Origin of the sequence: Vineibacter terrae (genome assembly GCF_008039615.1) — a bacterium.
Classification (GTDB): domain Bacteria; phylum Pseudomonadota; class Alphaproteobacteria; order Reyranellales; family Reyranellaceae; genus Vineibacter; species Vineibacter terrae.
On sequence record NZ_VDUZ01000008.1, the window covers coordinates 85,364 to 102,172 of the forward strand.

Sequence of the window (16,809 nt, forward strand, 5' to 3'; positions counted from 1 at the left end):
CGCACTTTGATCCAACTCTGCGTGCACTGCCGGTCGCGTCACTGTGCATTGCCGGCAATGCCCGACGGATACCACGCCGCTGGCGTCGTGCCATCAAGGAACCGGCCGGTGGCGACGGGCCTCGATCACCGGCGGCACCCGTGGCCACAGGGCCCGCGACAGGGAGGACCAGACATGAAGCCCCAGACCCCCGAAGAATACGTCCAGATCGATGACGGCCCGTGGGCGCCGTTCCCGGATGCCTTCTCGGTAGGCGGCATCACGTGGCGGCTGCTGCACGTCTCGCCCGAGGCCGGAACCTGGACCGCCGTGTTCGAATGCCCTGCCGGCTCGTCGTTCAATGCCCACTTCCATACCGGCCCCGGCGAGTATTTCCTCTACAAGGGGCGCATGGATGTCCGCGGCGGCAAGGACGCGGGCGGCGACACCGCCGTCGCCCCGGGCTACGGCTTCGAGTCGTCCGGGGCGCGCCACGACAAGACGTACTTCCCCGTCGACAGCGCCTTCTACATGACCTTCTCGGGCCCGCTGGCCTTCATCCAACCCGACGGCACCGTCATCGCCAACGTCGGCTGGGGCGAGGCGCAAGGCGCCTGGCAGGCCCATCTGGAGTCCTGCAAGGCGGCAGCCTGAGCCGGCTGCTCCGGAGGGTGGGGCAATCCGTATGGCACGCCGCCGCCCTTTCTGTCATCCCGAGCGCCGCGAGGGATGACGGAAGGACGGCAGGGACGGCAGCGGACAATGGTGCGGTGGTGCTGCCAGGTGGCGCGCCGGCTCACCACATTGTCTGGCGGGCGCGGTCCAGCCAGGTGCGGTCGTACTCCTCGCCGCCGACGCGGTCCTGGCTGAGCGCCGCCAGGATCTGGCCGGCGCTGGGCAGGCTCCTGGGATCGACGTGGCGGGCCGGGTTCCACAGCTCCGAACGCACCAGGGCGCGGGCGCACTGGAAAAAGATCGTATCGACCGTCATCACCATCACCGATCGCGGCGCCTTGCCGTCGACGGCGAACGAGGCCAGCAGCTCCGGGTCGATGCTGAGATGCGCGCGCCCGTTGACCCGCAGCGTGTTGCCGACGCCGGGGATCATGAACAGCAGCGCCACGCGCGGATCGCGCACGATGTTGCGCAGCGAATCGACGCGGTTGTTGCCGCGTCGATCGGGCAGCATCAGCGTCTTGCGGTCGTGCACCTGCACGAAGCCGGCGAGATCGCCACGTGGCGAGCAGTCCAGTCCTTCCGGCCCACTGGTCGCCAGCACCACGAACGGCGCCGCGTCGATATAGGCGCGGTAGTGCGGCGTGATCCAGTCGACTTCCTTGACCGTCGAGGCGTCGTTGGGCGTGCCGTAGAGCGCTTCCAGCTCAGCGACGCTGGTGATGATCGACATCGGCGGGACCTGCTGCGGTTCGAGGCCGCGCCGATGTATCGGAGCCAGCGCATCGAGGCAAGATAGACAGGTGCTGCAGTCCGCCAGCCGCGGTCTGCGTCCGCGGACGCACGACGTCAGAGGTGCCGGAAAATCGTCTCGGCGGCGATCAGATCGAAGTGGCCACCGCCAGCGTTCTTGAAGAACGTGATGTCATCGGACGTCCGGCGGCCGGCGACCGAGCCGCTGATCAGGTCATACAGATCCCCCAGCACGTCGGATTCCGCGATCGCACCGCTGGCGATGGGCTGGAGGATGTCGCCCACGCCGTCGAACGCCGATTCGCGGCGATCGACGAAGACAAGAGAGCGCCGGACGGCATCGTCATCGGCCTCGCGAGTCTGTGCCGAGTAGCCGCCGACCAGGTCGAGATGGACCCCGGGCTTCAGTTTGGCGCCCTTGACGAGCGGGGTATGCGCGCGCGTGCACGTGGTGATGATGTCTGCCGACCCGATTGTTGCGTCCAGATCATCCGTCACCTCGGCAGCGATGCCCTCCTGCCTCAGCGCGGCGGCGACGTCGGCCGCGCGCTGCGGGGTGCGGTTCCAGATCAGCACCTGCTGCAGCGATGGCCTCACGGTGCGATGTGCGCGGACCAGCCATCGCGACATTTCACCGGCGCCGACGACCAGCAGCGTCCGCGGCGAGGGCGGTGCCAGCAGCCTGGCCCCGAGCGCAGAATCGGCAGCGGTGCGCCAGTACGTGATCTCGGTGCCGTCCAGGACGGCCAGCGGCTTGCCGTTCGTGCCATCGAAGAGGACACAGACAGCCTGCACCGCCGGCAGTTCTCCCGCGTCCAGGTTGGCCGGAAAGCTCGTGATGAGCTTGCTGGCCATGAAGCGGCCTCGATCCACGGCGCTGCGGGCAAAATAGAATTCCCGCTCGCTGCCCAGGCAGCCGTCCAACACGGCGATCCTGGGGCGCCGATGCGCCGCTTCGATGGCGTCGATCAGGAGCGGAAAGCTCAGGACCTTGCGGATCTCCACGGCGTCGACAAAACGCACATCTCTCTCCCACGATCACTGCGTGACCTGTCGTCATCCCGGCCGACGCACAGTGACTCGCGGTGCCCCGACACTAACAGGCCAGAGCATACGCCGCCCGGACATTGGCGCCCAGCAGGCCCGTGCGCGCCGCCTCGGGCATCGTCGCCGCGGTCTGCTCCAGCGCCGCGAGGTAGTCGCCGGTATGGTCGGGGTGCGGATAGTCGCTGGCCCAGAAGAAGCGGTCGGCGCCGTAGAGCGCCGCCATCGCCGGGATGGTGCGCTCGTCGGGGTCGGCCGAGATCCAGCACTGGCGGCGGAAATAGTCGCTCGGCTTGTGCTTCAGCGGCGCGCGGCCGCCGATGAAGGTTGCCTCGACGATGCCGTCGAGACGGTCCAGCCAGTAGCCGATCCAGCCGGCGCCGGACTCCAGGATTACCAGCTTCAGCGTCGGGAAGCGGTCGAAGGTCGCGAAGTCGAAGAACGTCGTGAACGCATGCCGCACGCCGTCGCCGGCGCGCGCCGCCGACAGCAGCGGCAGGCGATGGCCGTTCTCGAAGCGCGCCGAGCGCAGCGTGAAGGGCTCGAAGCTGGGATGCAGCGCGATCGGCACGTCAAGCTCGACGGCCTTGGCGTAGACCGGATCATGCACGGGATCGCCATGCGCCTTGCGACTCAGCGTGAAGGGAACGACGAAGGCGCCGCGGCAGCCATCCTTGACCGCGCGCTCGAGCTCGGCCGCGGCGGCGGCCGGATCGCCCAGCGACAGATGCGCGATCGGCACCAGCCGGCCGCCGGAGCTGCGGCAGAAATCAGCGATCCAGCGATTGTAGGCCCGGCAATAAGCCTGCGACAGCTCGACATCCTCCAGCTCGGCCTCCCACAGGATGCCCAGGGTCGGATAGAGCACGGCCGCCGCCAGCCCTTCGGCATCGAGCAGCTTCAGGCGCTGCCCGGCATCACAGGCGCCGAACGGCATGTTGGCGGCATAGGTCTTGTCGGGATGCGGTTTGAACGCCTCCAGCTCCTTCTGGCCCATGCGGCCCAGGGTCGCCGGATAGCCCTTGCGCGTCATCTTCGAGGGGCGCCCGTCGATCTCCAGGTACTCCAGCCCGTCCGAATCGCGCCGCAGCCGCATGGCACGGTCGCGGTAGCGCGCCTCGATATAGGTTTCCCACAGATCGGACGCTTCCAGCACGTGGCCGTCGGCGTCGATGCCGCCGTTGAACTTCAGCCGATGCACGGATGACAGGTCGAATATGGGCTGCATGGCGCTTCCTCTTGGGTTGTTGATCACAGCGTAGGGGGCCGATGGGCCTGCCGCTATTCGCCCACAGCATGGCTGGGCTCCGCGGGGAGCGCGCCACTCCAGTGGCGCACCGGCGCGTAGCGCCGGATCATGGGCCGACATTTGAGCATAAGCCGGCCTTCGGGCCGGAGCGCCACTGGAGTGGCGCGCTCCCAGCGGGAGGTCGCCCGTGCACCTCTTCAAGCAGCATGCCGTGCGTGATGTCGACGATGTCGCCGCCCGGATCCCGATCATCGATTTCGGTCCGCATTTCGCGGGCGATGCCGCCGCACTGGCGCCGCTGGCGCGGCAGGTCAGGGACGCCTGCGAGCGTGTCGGTTTCTTCTACATCGCCGGCCACGGCGTGCCGCCCGACATCGTGGCCCGCGCCTTCGCCGCCTCCCGGCGCTTCCATGCCCTGCCGCTGCACGAGAAGCTGGCGCTGCGGCTGAACGAGAACAACATCGGCTACCTGCCGATGAACGCCTCGGTGCAAGGCGCCTCGACCGTGCACAAGGCCACCAAGCCGAACCAGAACGAGAGCTTCTTCGTCAGCCATGACCGCGGGCCGGACCATCGCGACGTGCTGGCCGGCCTGCCCCTGCGCGGCCGCAACCAGTGGCCGCCCGGCCTGCCCGACATCCGCGCCGACATGATGGGCTACTTCGCGGCGTTGGCGGCGCTGGGCGAGCGCATGCTGCCGGTGTTCGCCACGTCGCTGGGCCTGAAGGCGGACTGGTTCGCGCCGCATTTCGCCGACGAGGCACATATCAACCTGCGCTTCCTGCACTACCCGCCGCAGGACACCGACGAGGACAATGTCTTCGGCCAGGCGCCGCACACCGACAACAGCTTCCTCACCATCCTGGCGCGCGAGGACGTGCCGGGGCTGGCGGTGCGCCTGACGTCAGGCGAATGGTTCCCGCCGCCGGTGATCGAGGGCACCTTCCTGGTCAATCTCGGCAACATGATGCGGCGCTGGTCCAACGACCGCTATCTCTCGACGCCGCACGGCGTGCTCAACGATTCAGGCACCGACCGCTACTCGATCGCGTTCTTCTACAGCCCCAACGTGGCCACCACGATCGAGGTGCTGCCGACCTGCTGCGGCCCGGACGATCCGCCGAAATATCCGCCGGCCGTCTACCGAGACCTGGTGCTGGAGTTCTACCGCAAGAACTACTTCCACCAGAAAGGCCACGAGTCGCAGGCAGCAAAGCTGGAGCATCTCGGTCTTTGATCGAATCGATCTTGCCGTCTGAGCGCAGCGAAGGACCTTGCGGTGGATCATTCAGGAAAAGAGCGGTGCTGATGATCACCAGCACATGCAGTGCTTTGGATAGACACCGCGAGATCCTTCGCTTCGCTCAGGATGACAGCTGCGAGAACACGCTTCTACGTAGCCGCAATGTGCTCCGGCGGACGCGCACGCTGCCGTGTCGTGAAAGGTGCCTCTCAGCTGGCGCGAGGGCGCGCCTGGATGACTCCGGCTTCCTCAAGCTCGGCGATCCTGCGGTCGCCGAGGGCGAGTTCTTCCAGGATTTCCTGCGTGTGCTCGCCCAGCAGGGGTGGCGGCCGTCGCACGGACCCGTCGGCGAAGCATTCCATCTTGAGCGGCGAGGCGAGCTGGGCGAGCTGCCCGATCGTCGGGTGGCTGATGGTTTCGACGAAGCCGGTGCTGGCGATGTGCGGGTCGGCAAAGACTTGCGCCAGATCGTAGACGGGGCCGGCAGGCATGCCGAGGCTGCGCAGCTCGGCGATCCATTCGTCGCGCGAGCGCTGCGCGAAGCGCTCATCCAGCAGTCCCTCGAGCTCCTTGCGGTTCTTCAGCCGCGCGGATCCGGTCGCGAAGCGCGCGTCGTCGAGCAGCCAGGCCATGCCCAGATGCCGGCAGAGGTTCTGCCACATCGCCGGCGTCGTGGCCGACAGGTTGAAGACGCCGTCCTTGGCATGGAACAGCCCGTACGGTGAGCTGACGGGATGATGATTGCCCGCGACCTCGGGAACCTCGCCCAGGCTCAATTGCCGCTGGCCCTGCACCGACAGCAGGCCGACCAGGCCGCCGAGGAGGGACGTGTCGACCCGCTGCCCCTTGCCGGTCGTCTGGCGGGCGATCAGCGCCGACTGCACGCCGATGGCCGTCCACATGCCCGCGACGAGATCGCCGATCGGCACACCGACCCGGGTGGGGCCGGTCTGGGCCTGCCCGGTGATGCTCATGAAGCCCGACATGCCCTGCGCGATCTGGTCGACGCCCGGCAGCGCGCCATAGGGCCCGGTCCGCCCGAAGCCGCTGATGCTGGCGAAGATCAGGCGCGGATTGGCCGCGCTGAGGCGTTCGTATGAGAGCCCCATTTCTTCCATGATGCCGGGCTTGAAGTTCTCGACGACGACATCGGCGCGCGCGGCCATGTCGCGCACGAGATCGAGCGCACCAGGCTTGCGGAAATCGACGCCGATGCTGCGCTTGTTGCGGTTCACCGCCAGGAACGAGACGCTCTCGCCGCCGTGGAAAGGCGGCGACTTGCGGTACAGGTCTCCCTCTGGCAGCGCCTCGACCTTCACCACGTCGGCACCGAGGTCGGCGAGGATCGTGGTGCAGAACGGGCCCGCCAGGAGCCGGCTCAGATCGACGACGCGGATTCCCTGCAATGGCAGCGTCATGGGCGCTTCCCGGATGTATGCGTTGTTGCCGCATCCACTTGTATTGACGATGTCGCAATCCGCAAGAGCCACGTCGACTCCTGTTGCGCCGTGGCCGGTGGCGATGCTCTGCTGCGTCCGTGAAGGACAAGTCGGCTTGCATCGAAGGCAGAACCAATGTCGCGTAATCCCAGGCTCCAGGATCGGCGCATCTACCCGCACTGGTCGCGCGATACCGTGCGCTTCTGCGACCAGGACGCGGCGGGGCACGTCAACAACGTCGCGATCTGCGCCTATCTCGAGACCGGGCGGCTGACCTTCGTGCGCGACGCCGGGCTGATGCACCAGCCGCCGCCGCTGCGTGCGATCTCGGCCGGTCTCGACGTGAGCTTCCTGCGCGAGTCGCACTGGCCGGGCGACGTCGAGATCGGCTGCGGCGTGCTGTCGCTCGGCACCTCGTCGATCCGCATCGGCAGCGGCGTCTTCAAGGACGGCGCCTGCATCGCCACGGCCGAGATGACGATCGTGCGCCTCAACGGTACGGCGCCGCATCCGCTCGATGCGGCGACGCGCCAGGCGCTCGAGGCGCTGCGGCTGCGCGACGGCTGATCACACCGTGCGGCATCGCGTCTGCTGTCAGCGTCTCAGCCGCGCCAGCCGTGTCGCCTGCGCCGCGTTGACGGCGCCCTCGGGCACCTCGCCGCGCAGGATGGCGGCGCATTGCCGGACCGATTCAAGCGCCTGGTGCGCGATGGCCTGCGGCGTCAGCCCGCCGATATGCGGCGTGGCGATGACGTCGGCCCGGGCGGCGAGGCCGGGCGAGGGCATCTGGTCGGGCGCGCGCCCGACATCCATCGCGGCGCCGGCGATGCGGCCCGCATCGAGCGCCTGCGCCAGCGCCGCCTCGTCGACCAGGTTGCCGCGCGAGGCGTTGATCAGCCAGGACGTGGGCTTCATGCGCGCCAGCGCCGCGGCGTCGATCAGGTTCTCCGTCTCGGGTGTCGCCACCGCCAGCGGCACCACGAAATCCGCCGCCGCCAGCAGGCCGGGCAGGTCGACCGCCTCCAGCGGCGGCGCGGCGGATTTGTAGGGGTCGTGCACCAGCACGCGCATGCCCAGCGCCTGCGCCACGGCGCACAGCCGGCTGCCGATGGCGCCGTAGCCGATCACGCCCAGCGTGGCGCCATGCAGCTGCCGGCCCATGCGCGCCGCGGGCACCGCGCCGCCGCGATAGGCGGCGGCATAGTCGGTCACGTGGCGCGCCGCATCGATCATGGCGCCGAGGATCCATTCGGTGACGGCCGGCACGAAGCCGGGACTGGCCCGAGTCACCAGCACGCCCCGGGTGCTGGCCGCCGCCACGTCGATGTTGCGGATGTCGACGGCGACGCGCTGGAAGGCCACCAGGTCGGGCAGGCCGTCGAAGATCGCCGCCACGCCCGGCGTCTGGCGATACGAGATGATGACGTCGTGGCCGGCGGCCGCGGCGATCAGCTCCGCCGGCGACAGCTCGCGCTCGTGCGGGTTCAGCGTGACGTCGGCGACGGCGCGCAGCTCGCCCAGCGCCGGCTCGCCGAAATAGCCGGCCAGCGCCGCCGGCGGGTGTGTCAGGAACACCCGCGGCCGGTTTCGGACCGTCGTCACGGCGTGATTCCCGTCGTGCCGATCGGTCGCCTTGGGCAGCAAGACGTCACCACGGAGACACAGAGGTCACGGAGGCGCACAGAGGTATGAAAGATAGCGCGCCGGAGGCGCGCGGCAGCTTCTCTGTGTGCCACTCTGTGTCCTCTGTGCCTCTGTGGCGAACTCTTCCCGCGATGCGTCGTCAGCACCGCCGGTCGTAAGTGGCAGAGGACGACAGCCATCATGCCGCCTGCGGCAGCGGCGCCGGCGGGCGCAGCTCGGCCAGGCCGTCGGCGTCGGTGGCGGAGATGGTGGTGCGTACCAGCGAGCGCGTCTGGTTGCCGGGCCACGGGCGGCCGCGATGCATGGTGGCGCGGTTGTCCCACATCACCACGTCGCCGGCCTGCCACTGGTGCAGGTAGGTATATTCCGGCTGCGTCGCCTCCTCGATCAGGCGGGCCAGCAGCGCCTTGGCTTCGTTGTCGCCCATGCCCTCGATGGCGTAGGCATGCGAGGCGACATAGAGCGCACGCCGGCCGTTGGCCGGGTTGCGCCAGGTCATGCGCCAGCGCACCGGCGGCAGCGACGCGTGCTCCTGCGCGGTCAGCATCCCGGGATCGATCTGGCCGCGTGAGTTGGCGTAGCTGTGGGTCACGATCGCGTCGCGCAGACGGTCCTGCATCGCCGGCGGCAGCCGCTCCCATGCCAGGCGGGTCGAGGTGAACTGCGTCTCGCCGCCGTCATCGGGCAGGATCCGCGCCGACAGCACCGAGGCCAGGGCTGCCGTCTGCTTGAACGAGCTGTCGGTATGCCACAGCTGGTTGGCGCGCGCCGTCAGCGCCTGGCGGTGGGTCGCCGGCACCAGCGTGCCGTCGGGACCGATATTGGTGATGCGGGCATAGAACGTGCCGGTGCCGACCGCGGCCACCTTGGTGAGCTCCAGCGGGCCGAAGGCGCGCGAGTAGGCGCACTGGATGTCGTCGGTCACGGTCTGGTTGCGGAACAGCAGGACCGAGTGCTCCTCGAAGGCGGCGCGCACCGCCTCGTAGGCCGCGGCGCTGCTGGCGACGTCGAGCAGGCTGACGCCGCGCACCTCGACACCGAAGCCAGGTCCGAGCGGAACCAGTTCCATCGGCTTCTTCCTCCCGTCACGCGGTAGCGTGATCCTATCACCACCCGCCTTTCGCCGCGTGCAAATCTGCCTTGCTCCTAGCCGCCTGCGATGCGGCCGGTCATGGGCACGAACCAGACGCCGATGTCGCGGCGCGAGCGGACGCGGCCGTCGGCGTCCCTGGTGAAGAGGTAGAGGAACTGCTCCGTCCTGAGCGGCGGCCCGACCGGGATCACCAGCCGGCCGGAGCCGGGCCTGAGCTGGCGCAGCAGCGGCGGCGGCACGGCCTGGGCGGCGCAGGTGACGACGATGATGTCGAAGCCGTCGCGCTCCTGCGGCCAGCCGTCATAGCCGTCGCCGACCTGGGTCTCGACATTGTCGAGGCCCAGCGGCCCGAAGATGCGGCCGACCGCGGCGCCCAGCGGGGCGATGATCTCGATCGTGCAGGTCTTGCGCGCCAGGCGCGACAGCAGCGCCGCCTGGTAGCCGGAGCCGGTGCCGATCTCCAGCGCCGTCTCGTGCGGCCGCGGCTGCACGAGCTGGGTCATGTAGGCCTGCACGTTGAGCGCCGACAGGGTCGAGCCGTGGCCGATGGGCCAGGCCCGCGGGTACCAGTCGTAGGCATCGCGCGCGAACGACCGGCCGGCGGCGTAGTCGTAGTGGAAATACTCCCGCGGCAGCGCGGCAATGGCGCGCATGACCGTGGGATCGGCCGTGCCCAGCTCGCCGCGCAGCCAGGTCTCGAGCTGCTGCAGCGCATGCCCGCGCCGCTGGCGCATCGCCGCGAAGGTCTGGGCCGTGAGGTCGGTGGCGCGGCCGCTCGCCTGCATCGCCCGCGCATAGGCATCGAACGTCCAGTCGGCGGCATGCACGGGCGGTGGCAGCGCCAGGCACGCCGCCCCCGCCAGCGCCGCGCGGCGCGACAGGGGGAAGGCGCGGCCTGATATGGTCATCGCGTAGGTCGGGCCACCGGGATCGTGAGCACCACCATGACGTAGAGCATGATACCCGCCAGCGGCAGCACCATAAAGCCGATCGCGGCCGCCAGCAGGTTGGCCAGCGGCGTCGAGACGATGGAGCAGGCGCCGTTCACCGCCCACGCCCAGGGCAGGAACGCCAGCCGCTTGCCGGCGAACTGGCTCAGCCCCAGCGCCATCGGCATGCCCAGCGCTACCGACAGCGGCGCCGCCAGCGCGATCACGATCAGGATCTGCAGCCAGCCGGGCCACGCCGCGGTCAGCGCCAGGACCGCATCGAGGCCCACGAGCAGCAACAGGTTCCAGCCGATCACGACGGCCACGGCCAGCCCAACGCCGTATGACGGGCGGCTGCGGAAGCGCTCGGCGAGCCAGCTGCCGATGCCCGAGAACACCAGCATGGTGGCCAGCACCAGGCCGAAGGCCAGCACGCGGTCGTGCAGGTAGAGCGCCGCCTTCTCGATCAGGTAGATCTCCAGGAACAGGAAGCCCAGCCCCAGCCCGGCGAAATACGCCATGGCGCGCAGGAACTGGCCGGCCGGCAGCGCGCCGCCGGAGGGCCGCACCAGGGGCAGCAGCATCACCAGCAGCGCGATCACGACCGCCTGCGCCAGCACCGCGATGTTGATCAGCGTGCCCAGCTCCTCGCGCGGCACCAGCTCGATGCGCGCCAGGATGGTGCCGAGCTGCGCCAGCGGCAGCACGGCATTGACGAACGGCCGGTCCAAGGTCGGCGGCGTCAGGCGGAAGAACGCGTGGTAGGGCGAGGGCGCGCCGGCGAGGCTGGCGGCGGCTTCCGCCATCATGGCGTCCTGCGCGCCGGCCCGCGTCTCCACCGTGTCGAACGACACCACCGGCAGCTCGTTGAAGATGCGCACGCCGGCCGGGTCGATGCCGGGGTAGTGCACCGGATCGAACGAGCGCGCGTCGCAGAAGTCGCGTACTTCCTGCAGCGCCGCCGCCGGCCACGGGCTGCGCGCCACCAGGATGCGCACGTTCCAGGCCGAGCGGTAGATCACGAGATGCTGCGCCGGGTCGGCGACGCCGGAAGCCGCCAGGGCATGGCGCACCGTGCCGAACATCTTCACGGCATAGACCGTGAACTCGCGGATCGAGACCGGGATCGAGAGCACGCCCTGCGGCGACAGCATCCGGATGTAGCCCGCCAGCACCTCGACCGACAGCGCCGCCCGGTTGGTGTCCGACTGGGTGACGAAGTCGCGGCCGATGTCGATGACGTCGAACGGGCCGCCGGCGGCGATGGCATCGACGGCCGTGGCGCCGAGGTCGCGGATGCTGACCTGCGGCTGCGGCGGGAAGGCCGGCGCCGGGCCCAGGCCGTCGAGCAGGGCATGGCGCAGGGTGCGGTCAGGCTCGATCACCGTGACATGGCCGGCGCCGGCGCCCAGCGCCTCGTGGATGCGGAAGCCGCCCGAAGCGCCCAGCAGCAGCACCTTGTCAGGCCGCCGCAGGCGATAGGGCAGCGCATCGAGCGCGGCGCCGAAATAGCCAGTGTCGACCGTGGTCGACCGCGGCAGCGATGCCAGCCGGTTGCCGTCGGCGTAGAGGCCGTAGGCGCGCGGCAGCGTCGGGTCCGGCACGACGCCCGAATTGTTCGACATGTCGAGGTCGAGCCGCTCGGTGAAGTTGTCGAGCAGCTCATAGAGGCCCTTGGGCGAGACGCGCGTCGCCACGACGCGGCTGTCGGGCACGTTCAGCGGGCCGTAGATCTCCTTGTACTCGTTGATGCGCGCCGGGTTGAACAGGCACACCAGCACCTCGGCCGCGACCAGGGCGGCGATGGTTCCGATTCCTCCCCACGCAAAGCGTGGGGAGGTGGCCCGAAGGGCCGGAGGGGAGCCGACGTGGTCTTCATTATCGGCACCACGGGCGCTCCCCATCCCCGACATATCGACGCGGAGCGTCGATATGTCGTTCTCGGCCACCTTCCCCGCAAGCGGGGAAGGAAAAAAGGACGCCAGCACGCCGGCCACGGCCAGCGGCAGCAGCAGGCCGGCGATCAGGAAGAAGGGATGGACCACGAACATCAGGCCGAGCACGAAGACCGCGCCCAGGCCGGCGCCGGCGAGGTCGAAGGCGTAGACGCGTCCGATCGCGGCGCTGTGCACCATGAAATAGAGCGAGATGTAGAAGCCGACCAGGAAGAAGAACGGGAACAGCGCGGCGTAGTACTGCGCGATGTTGCCCAGCTGGTCGGCCCACAGCTGCCTGTTCTGCAGCTCCAGCGGGTTGAACGGCACCAGCGTGGTCCAGGTCCAGCCCAGCGCCGCCGCCAGGATCAGGAGCGGCGGGATCACCGCCAGCAGGCGTCCGGCATGGCGCAGGATCGGGCGCTGCAGCAGCGAGGCGGCGATGCCGCTGGCCGCCAGCCCGACCATGGTCATGGAGATGACCCAGTAGCCGTACTCCGACCAGCTCGCGATCGCGAAGAACCGAGTCAGCGCGATCTCGTAGCCGATCGCGGCCATGGACACGAGGAAGAGCGGCAGCAGGCGGACGGGGGTCGCACGCGCGGCGAGATCAATCGGCACCAGCGAAACCCACTCCTGTCCACTCGAGGCGCCGCCACTGTAGCCCATTTTCTTCCCTCCCCCAACGCAGTTGGGGGAGGTGCCCCGAAGGGGCGGAGGGGGAGCCGACGTGGTCCGTGTTGCGAAGACCACAAGGGGTCCCCTCGCCCCTTCGGGGCACCTCCCCACTTCGTGGGGACGGAAGATCAGCCCTCGATCGGGATCCAGATCTCGATGCCGCCGAGCCCGGTGTCGGGGCTGAACGTGGCGTCGTAGCGCTCGAAGAACGGCGCGTCGGCGGCCTTGTGGCCGGACTGCGGCAGCCAGGTGTCCCAGATCGCGGTGAAGGTGCTGCGGATGGCGGCGATGTGGTCGCGGTGCGCGAAGACGGCATAGCGCGCCGGCGCGATGCGCAGGGGCGTCAGCGCCTGGGGCAGGTCCGAGAAGCTGCCGACCTCGACGCCGCAGAGATAGTCGACATTGCCGTTGTCATCGCCGTTATGCGCGACGCCGTAGGCGGCCGCGCCGACCTGGCCGGCGATGTTGCCGATATAGGGATGGAAGCGCTGCCATTGCGCCGGCATGCCCATGGCGGTCTCGCAGGAATAGCGCTGGTTGATGCCGGCGATCAGCAGCGGCCTCGGCGTCATCTCGATGCGTGGCGCCTCGAGCGCCTTGCCGGTGGCGTACCTCATGTTGAACGGCTCCGTCAGTGCGATGTTGTCGACATGGCCCTGGGCCCGCACCGCCTCGGGCGTTAGCCCGAGCTGGTCGCGGAAGGCCCGGGTGAACGCCTCGTGCGAGGCGTAGCCCGCGTCGAGCGCGACGGCCAGGATGTCCGGCGCGCCGCCGGCCAGCGCCCGGGCCGCTTCCGTCAGGCGCCTGTTGCGGGCGTAGCGCATGACCGGCCAGCCGGTCAGCGACGCGAACGCCCGCGTCAGGTGGTACGGCGACACGCCGCAATTGGCCGCGACATCCTCCAGGGTGAGAGGCGCGGCGTAGTGGCTCTCGACATACCAGATGGCCTTGCGTGCCGGTGTCGTCATCCGCCCTCGCTCTCGACGCGGCGCCTGCTGTAGGCGCTTGCCGGTATCCGCGCTTGATCGTTCTTGCGCATGGCGGCCCGCGAATTGCCAGCACGACGGCACGCCGGTCACGGCCGAGGACCGCATAGCCTCGCTGAAGCGCGGGTGGCGCGCGCCGCGGGACGGGACGGCTCAGCGGAAGCGCGGGATCCCCACGCCCGAGGCGCACCTCTGCCAGGCCTCGATCCAGCGCTGCCGGCCGCGCGGATCGTCGGCCGTGCGCTCGGCATGGGCATTGGCCCGGCAGACGCTCACGCACAGCGAATGCCCCTGCGCCTCGCAGTAGCGGCTGATGGCGCCGATGGCGGCGGCCACATCGGCGGCGCGGTCGAAGTCGGGAACGACCTGCCAGGGCAGCGGCGTGACGCCGGGCGGCAGCTCGAAATGCCGGCGCGCATCGCCCGACAGCGCGGCCACGATCGCCCGCGCCTCGCCCTCGGCGGTGACCGGCGGCAGCTCGAACGCCGCTGTCGTGGCCTCGGCCGGCGTCAACGGCCGCCATGAAGCGGCGCGGCTTCGCGCCTCCGCCAGGTCGGCGCTCGCCATCGTGCCCTGCAGGCGTGCCTGCGTGCCGGCCGCCGTGCGCGTTTCCGGCCGGCGGGCCGCGATCAGGATCCACGTGTAGGCCTGCACCGGATCGGGCGCGACGATGATCCTGCCGTCGCGCGCCAGGCCTTCATCGAACAGCTGGATCACGCGCTCCAGCGCCGGCTTGTGCTCCAGGTGCGCCGCCCGCATCAGCCAGCGATAGCCTTCGGCCGGATCCGGCGCGGCGCCTCTGCCGTCCAGCAGCATCAGGCCCAGCGCCGCCATGGCCGGGGCATCGCCGCCCGACGCCGCGCGGCGATGCATCTCGATCACGGCGGCGCGGTCGGGCGGCACGCCGGGCGCCCCCACCGTCAGCCGCCGCCCGAGAAGCTGGCGAGCGCGCCTGTCGCCCGAATCGGCGGCCTGCCGCAGCAGCTGCATCGAGCCGGCCACGTCGCGCACCGTGCCGCGGCCGTAGAGCATCATCTCCGACAGCGCCATCTGCGCTGCGGTGCTGCCGGCCTGCGCCGCTTGCCGTAGCCCCGAGGCGATGCGCGCCTCGTCGGCGGCCGGCTCAAGGCCGTCGCTGCGCAGGTCGTTGTAGCGCAGCGCCGCCTCGGGATTGCCCTGCTCGGCCGAACGGCCGAACCAGCCGATCGCGCTGCGCCGCCCGTCGCTGCCGGCGAAGCCGCGGCCCGCCGCGAGCCGGCTGGCCAGCACGTGTTGCGCCAGGCGATCGCCCTGCACGGCGCGCTCCAGCAACCGCAGATCGTCGGCCGGCAGCGGGCAGGGCGTGATCACCCGCGCCAGCCCGCAGCGCGATCGCAGGTCCTGCAGTGTCGCCGGCGCGTGCTCGACATCGTAGCGTCCGTCCTGCGCCGCGGCCGGCCATGCCAGCAGCATCACCAGTAGCCCGCATATCGAGCGTGCCATCGCATCTCCTGGTCGACTCGACCTGGTTCCATGTGGCAGGGAGTCGTGATTCCGGATACTACCGCATGACCGCGATCATTTATCGAGAGTCCGCAATGCGTGATTTCGTGGGCTATGGCGCCAACCCGCCCCATGCCGGCTGGCCCGACGGCGCGCGGATCGCGCTCAACGTCGTGCTCAATTACGAGGAAGGGTCGGAATACGCGATCACCGAGGGCGACGGCCGTGTCGAGGTCGGCCTGGCGGAGGCGCCGGGCGGGCGGTTGCCCCCCGGCGAGCGCGATATCGCCTTCGAGACGATGTACGAGTACGGCAGCCGGGTCGGCTTCTGGCGCATCCATCGCCTGATGCAGGAACGCAACCTGCCGATGACGGTGTTCGGCTGTGCCGTGGCGCTCGAGCGCAATCCCGCGGCCGCGCAGGCCATCGCCGAGGCCGGCCACGACATCTGCTGCCACGGCTGGCGCTGGGTGGAGCACTTCCGGCTGTCGCAGAGCGAGGAGCGCGACCACATCCGGCGCGCGGTGGCGAGCATCCGCAGCCTGACGGGGCAACGCCCCGAGGGCTGGTACTGCCGCTACGGCCCCAGCGCGAACACGCGACGGCTCCTCGTCGAGGAGGGCGGATTCCTGTACGATTCGGATGCATACAACGACGAGCTGCCCTACTGGGTGACGGAGATGGGCAGGCCGCATCTGGTCGTGCCCTACACCATGGATTCGAACGACGGGAAGTTCTGCCATCCCGCGGGCTTTGCCACCGGCAGCGATTTCTTCGAGTATCTGCGGGCAACGTTCGACGTGCTTTACGCCGAAGGTGCGGCTGCCCCGAAGATGATGTCGGTGGGATTGCATTGCCGCATCACCGGGCGCCCGGCCCGGTCGGAAGGTTTCGCGCGGTTCCTGGACTACGTGATGAAGCGCGAGGGAGTCTGGATTTGCCGTCGTCTCGACATCGCGAAGCACTGGATCGCCGTGCATCCGCATCGGCCGTGAGGCCGCCCCGGCCCAAGCCGTATCAGCTCATGGACATGATGCGGCGGGCCGTCATCACGGGCCGCTATGCCCCCGGCCAGGCTTTGCGCGAGGAGACGCTGGAAGCCGAATACCGGGTCAGTCGTGGCCCGATCCGCGAGGCCCTGCGATTGCTGGAGCTGCGCGGCCTCGTCACTCATGCCCCGCGCCGCGGCTTCCGGGTGAGGACCTACACGGTCAAGGACATCGAGGATCTCTACCGCATGCGTGCCCTTCTCGAGCGGCATGCGGTCGAGTGCCTGAGGGACGCGGCGCTCGACGCGCTGGTGGAGAGGCTGGAGGCCAGCAATGCGCGGATGGCAACGCAGTTGAACAAGGGCAACATCGAAGGGTACCTGGCCGAGAACGTGACGTTCCATACCCTTGTCATCGACGCCAGCGGCAACGAGCCGCTCAAGCGCACGCTCAACGTGCTCAACGAGATGGCCGAGCCGCTGCGCTATGCGCTGCTGTCGCGAAACCTGAAGAAGGGACGGTCGCTCGCCGACCACCGCCGCATCACCGAGCTCCTGCGCAGCGGGCGCATCGATGTCGCCGCCAGCACCACCGAGGCGCACATCCTGGACAACCTGCCGGCGCTGCTGGCGCTGGCAGATAAATTGTAGACAATTTTTATACCGCCAACTAGGTTCTCTCCGGTTGCAGAC

15 protein-coding genes are annotated in these 16,809 nt (G+C 69.5%); 5 read left to right on the forward strand and 10 right to left on the reverse strand.

Annotated features, from left to right (window positions below):
• Positions 1-174 precede the first annotated feature (174 nt).
• The gene (locus FHP25_RS09195) at positions 175-633 is read left to right on the forward strand and encodes a 2,4'-dihydroxyacetophenone dioxygenase family protein (protein ID WP_147846631.1); all 459 of its coding nucleotides are present in this window, start codon (positions 175-177) and stop codon (positions 631-633) included.
• A 142-nt stretch (positions 634-775) separates the two neighbouring features.
• On the opposite strand, the gene FHP25_RS09200 is transcribed toward FHP25_RS09195, so the two are convergent.
• The 3 genes from FHP25_RS09200 to FHP25_RS09210 form a co-directional block, all read right to left on the reverse strand.
• Entirely contained in the window at positions 776-1,387 is a 612-nt protein-coding gene (locus tag FHP25_RS09200) for a pyridoxamine 5'-phosphate oxidase family protein (protein WP_147846632.1), read from the reverse strand.
• A 116-nt stretch (positions 1,388-1,503) separates the two neighbouring features.
• Positions 1,504-2,430, reverse strand: coding sequence for an ornithine cyclodeaminase family protein (locus tag FHP25_RS09205; protein ID WP_147846633.1), 927 nt, complete (start codon positions 2,428-2,430; stop codon positions 1,504-1,506).
• Positions 2,431-2,503: 73 nt separating this feature from the next.
• Entirely contained in the window at positions 2,504-3,679 is a 1,176-nt protein-coding gene (locus FHP25_RS09210; RefSeq protein ID WP_178133407.1) for an amidohydrolase family protein, read from the reverse strand.
• A gap of 208 nt (positions 3,680-3,887) precedes the next feature.
• On the opposite strand from FHP25_RS09210, the gene FHP25_RS09215 reads away from it, so the two are divergent.
• Entirely contained in the window at positions 3,888-4,937 is a 1,050-nt protein-coding gene (locus FHP25_RS09215; protein WP_147846635.1) for an isopenicillin N synthase family dioxygenase, read from the forward strand.
• Between the two features lie 215 nt (positions 4,938-5,152).
• Here FHP25_RS09215 and FHP25_RS09220 read toward each other — a convergent pair whose 3' ends face one another.
• Entirely contained in the window at positions 5,153-6,361 is a 1,209-nt protein-coding gene (locus FHP25_RS09220; RefSeq protein WP_147846636.1) for a CaiB/BaiF CoA transferase family protein, read from the reverse strand.
• Positions 6,362-6,517: 156 nt separating this feature from the next.
• Between FHP25_RS09220 and FHP25_RS09225 the strand changes: the two genes are divergently transcribed.
• Positions 6,518-6,949, forward strand: a complete 432-nt coding sequence (locus FHP25_RS09225; RefSeq protein ID WP_147846637.1) for an acyl-CoA thioesterase — start codon at positions 6,518-6,520, stop codon at positions 6,947-6,949.
• Positions 6,950-6,976: 27 nt separating this feature from the next.
• Here FHP25_RS09225 and FHP25_RS09230 read toward each other — a convergent pair whose 3' ends face one another.
• From FHP25_RS09230 to FHP25_RS09255, 6 genes are all read right to left on the reverse strand, one after another.
• Positions 6,977-7,984 carry an NAD(P)-dependent oxidoreductase gene (locus FHP25_RS09230; RefSeq protein ID WP_147846638.1) on the reverse strand — a complete coding sequence of 336 codons (1,008 nt, stop codon included), beginning with the start codon at positions 7,982-7,984 and terminating at the stop codon, positions 6,977-6,979.
• 220 nt (positions 7,985-8,204) lie between these two features.
• Positions 8,205-9,095: a TauD/TfdA dioxygenase family protein gene (locus FHP25_RS09235; RefSeq protein ID WP_147846639.1), complete on the reverse strand. Its 891-nt coding sequence runs from the start codon at positions 9,093-9,095 to the stop codon at positions 8,205-8,207.
• Positions 9,096-9,172: 77 nt separating this feature from the next.
• Positions 9,173-10,027: a protein-L-isoaspartate O-methyltransferase family protein gene (locus FHP25_RS09240; protein ID WP_147846640.1), complete on the reverse strand. Its 855-nt coding sequence runs from the start codon at positions 10,025-10,027 to the stop codon at positions 9,173-9,175.
• Positions 10,024-12,651 (reverse strand): spermidine synthase family protein, encoded by a 2,628-nt coding sequence (locus tag FHP25_RS09245; RefSeq protein ID WP_147846641.1) that lies wholly within the window; start codon positions 12,649-12,651, stop codon positions 10,024-10,026. Before FHP25_RS09245 ends, FHP25_RS09240 begins: the two co-directional genes overlap by 4 nt.
• 137 nt (positions 12,652-12,788) lie before the next feature.
• A complete protein-coding gene (locus FHP25_RS09250; RefSeq protein ID WP_147846642.1) occupies positions 12,789-13,628 on the reverse strand; it encodes an AraC family transcriptional regulator in 840 nt (279 codons plus the stop codon).
• A 171-nt stretch (positions 13,629-13,799) separates the two neighbouring features.
• Positions 13,800-15,128 (reverse strand): tetratricopeptide repeat protein, encoded by a 1,329-nt coding sequence (locus tag FHP25_RS09255; RefSeq protein ID WP_147846643.1) that lies wholly within the window; start codon positions 15,126-15,128, stop codon positions 13,800-13,802.
• A 95-nt stretch (positions 15,129-15,223) separates the two neighbouring features.
• Between FHP25_RS09255 and FHP25_RS09260 the strand changes: the two genes are divergently transcribed.
• Together FHP25_RS09260 and FHP25_RS09265 are read left to right on the forward strand one after the other, a co-directional pair.
• Entirely contained in the window at positions 15,224-16,123 is a 900-nt protein-coding gene (locus FHP25_RS09260; RefSeq protein ID WP_218578287.1) for an allantoinase PuuE, read from the forward strand.
• A 35-nt stretch (positions 16,124-16,158) separates the two neighbouring features.
• The gene (locus FHP25_RS09265) at positions 16,159-16,767 is read left to right on the forward strand and encodes a GntR family transcriptional regulator (protein ID WP_178133408.1); all 609 of its coding nucleotides are present in this window, start codon (positions 16,159-16,161) and stop codon (positions 16,765-16,767) included.
• Positions 16,768-16,809: the final 42 nt, after the last annotated feature.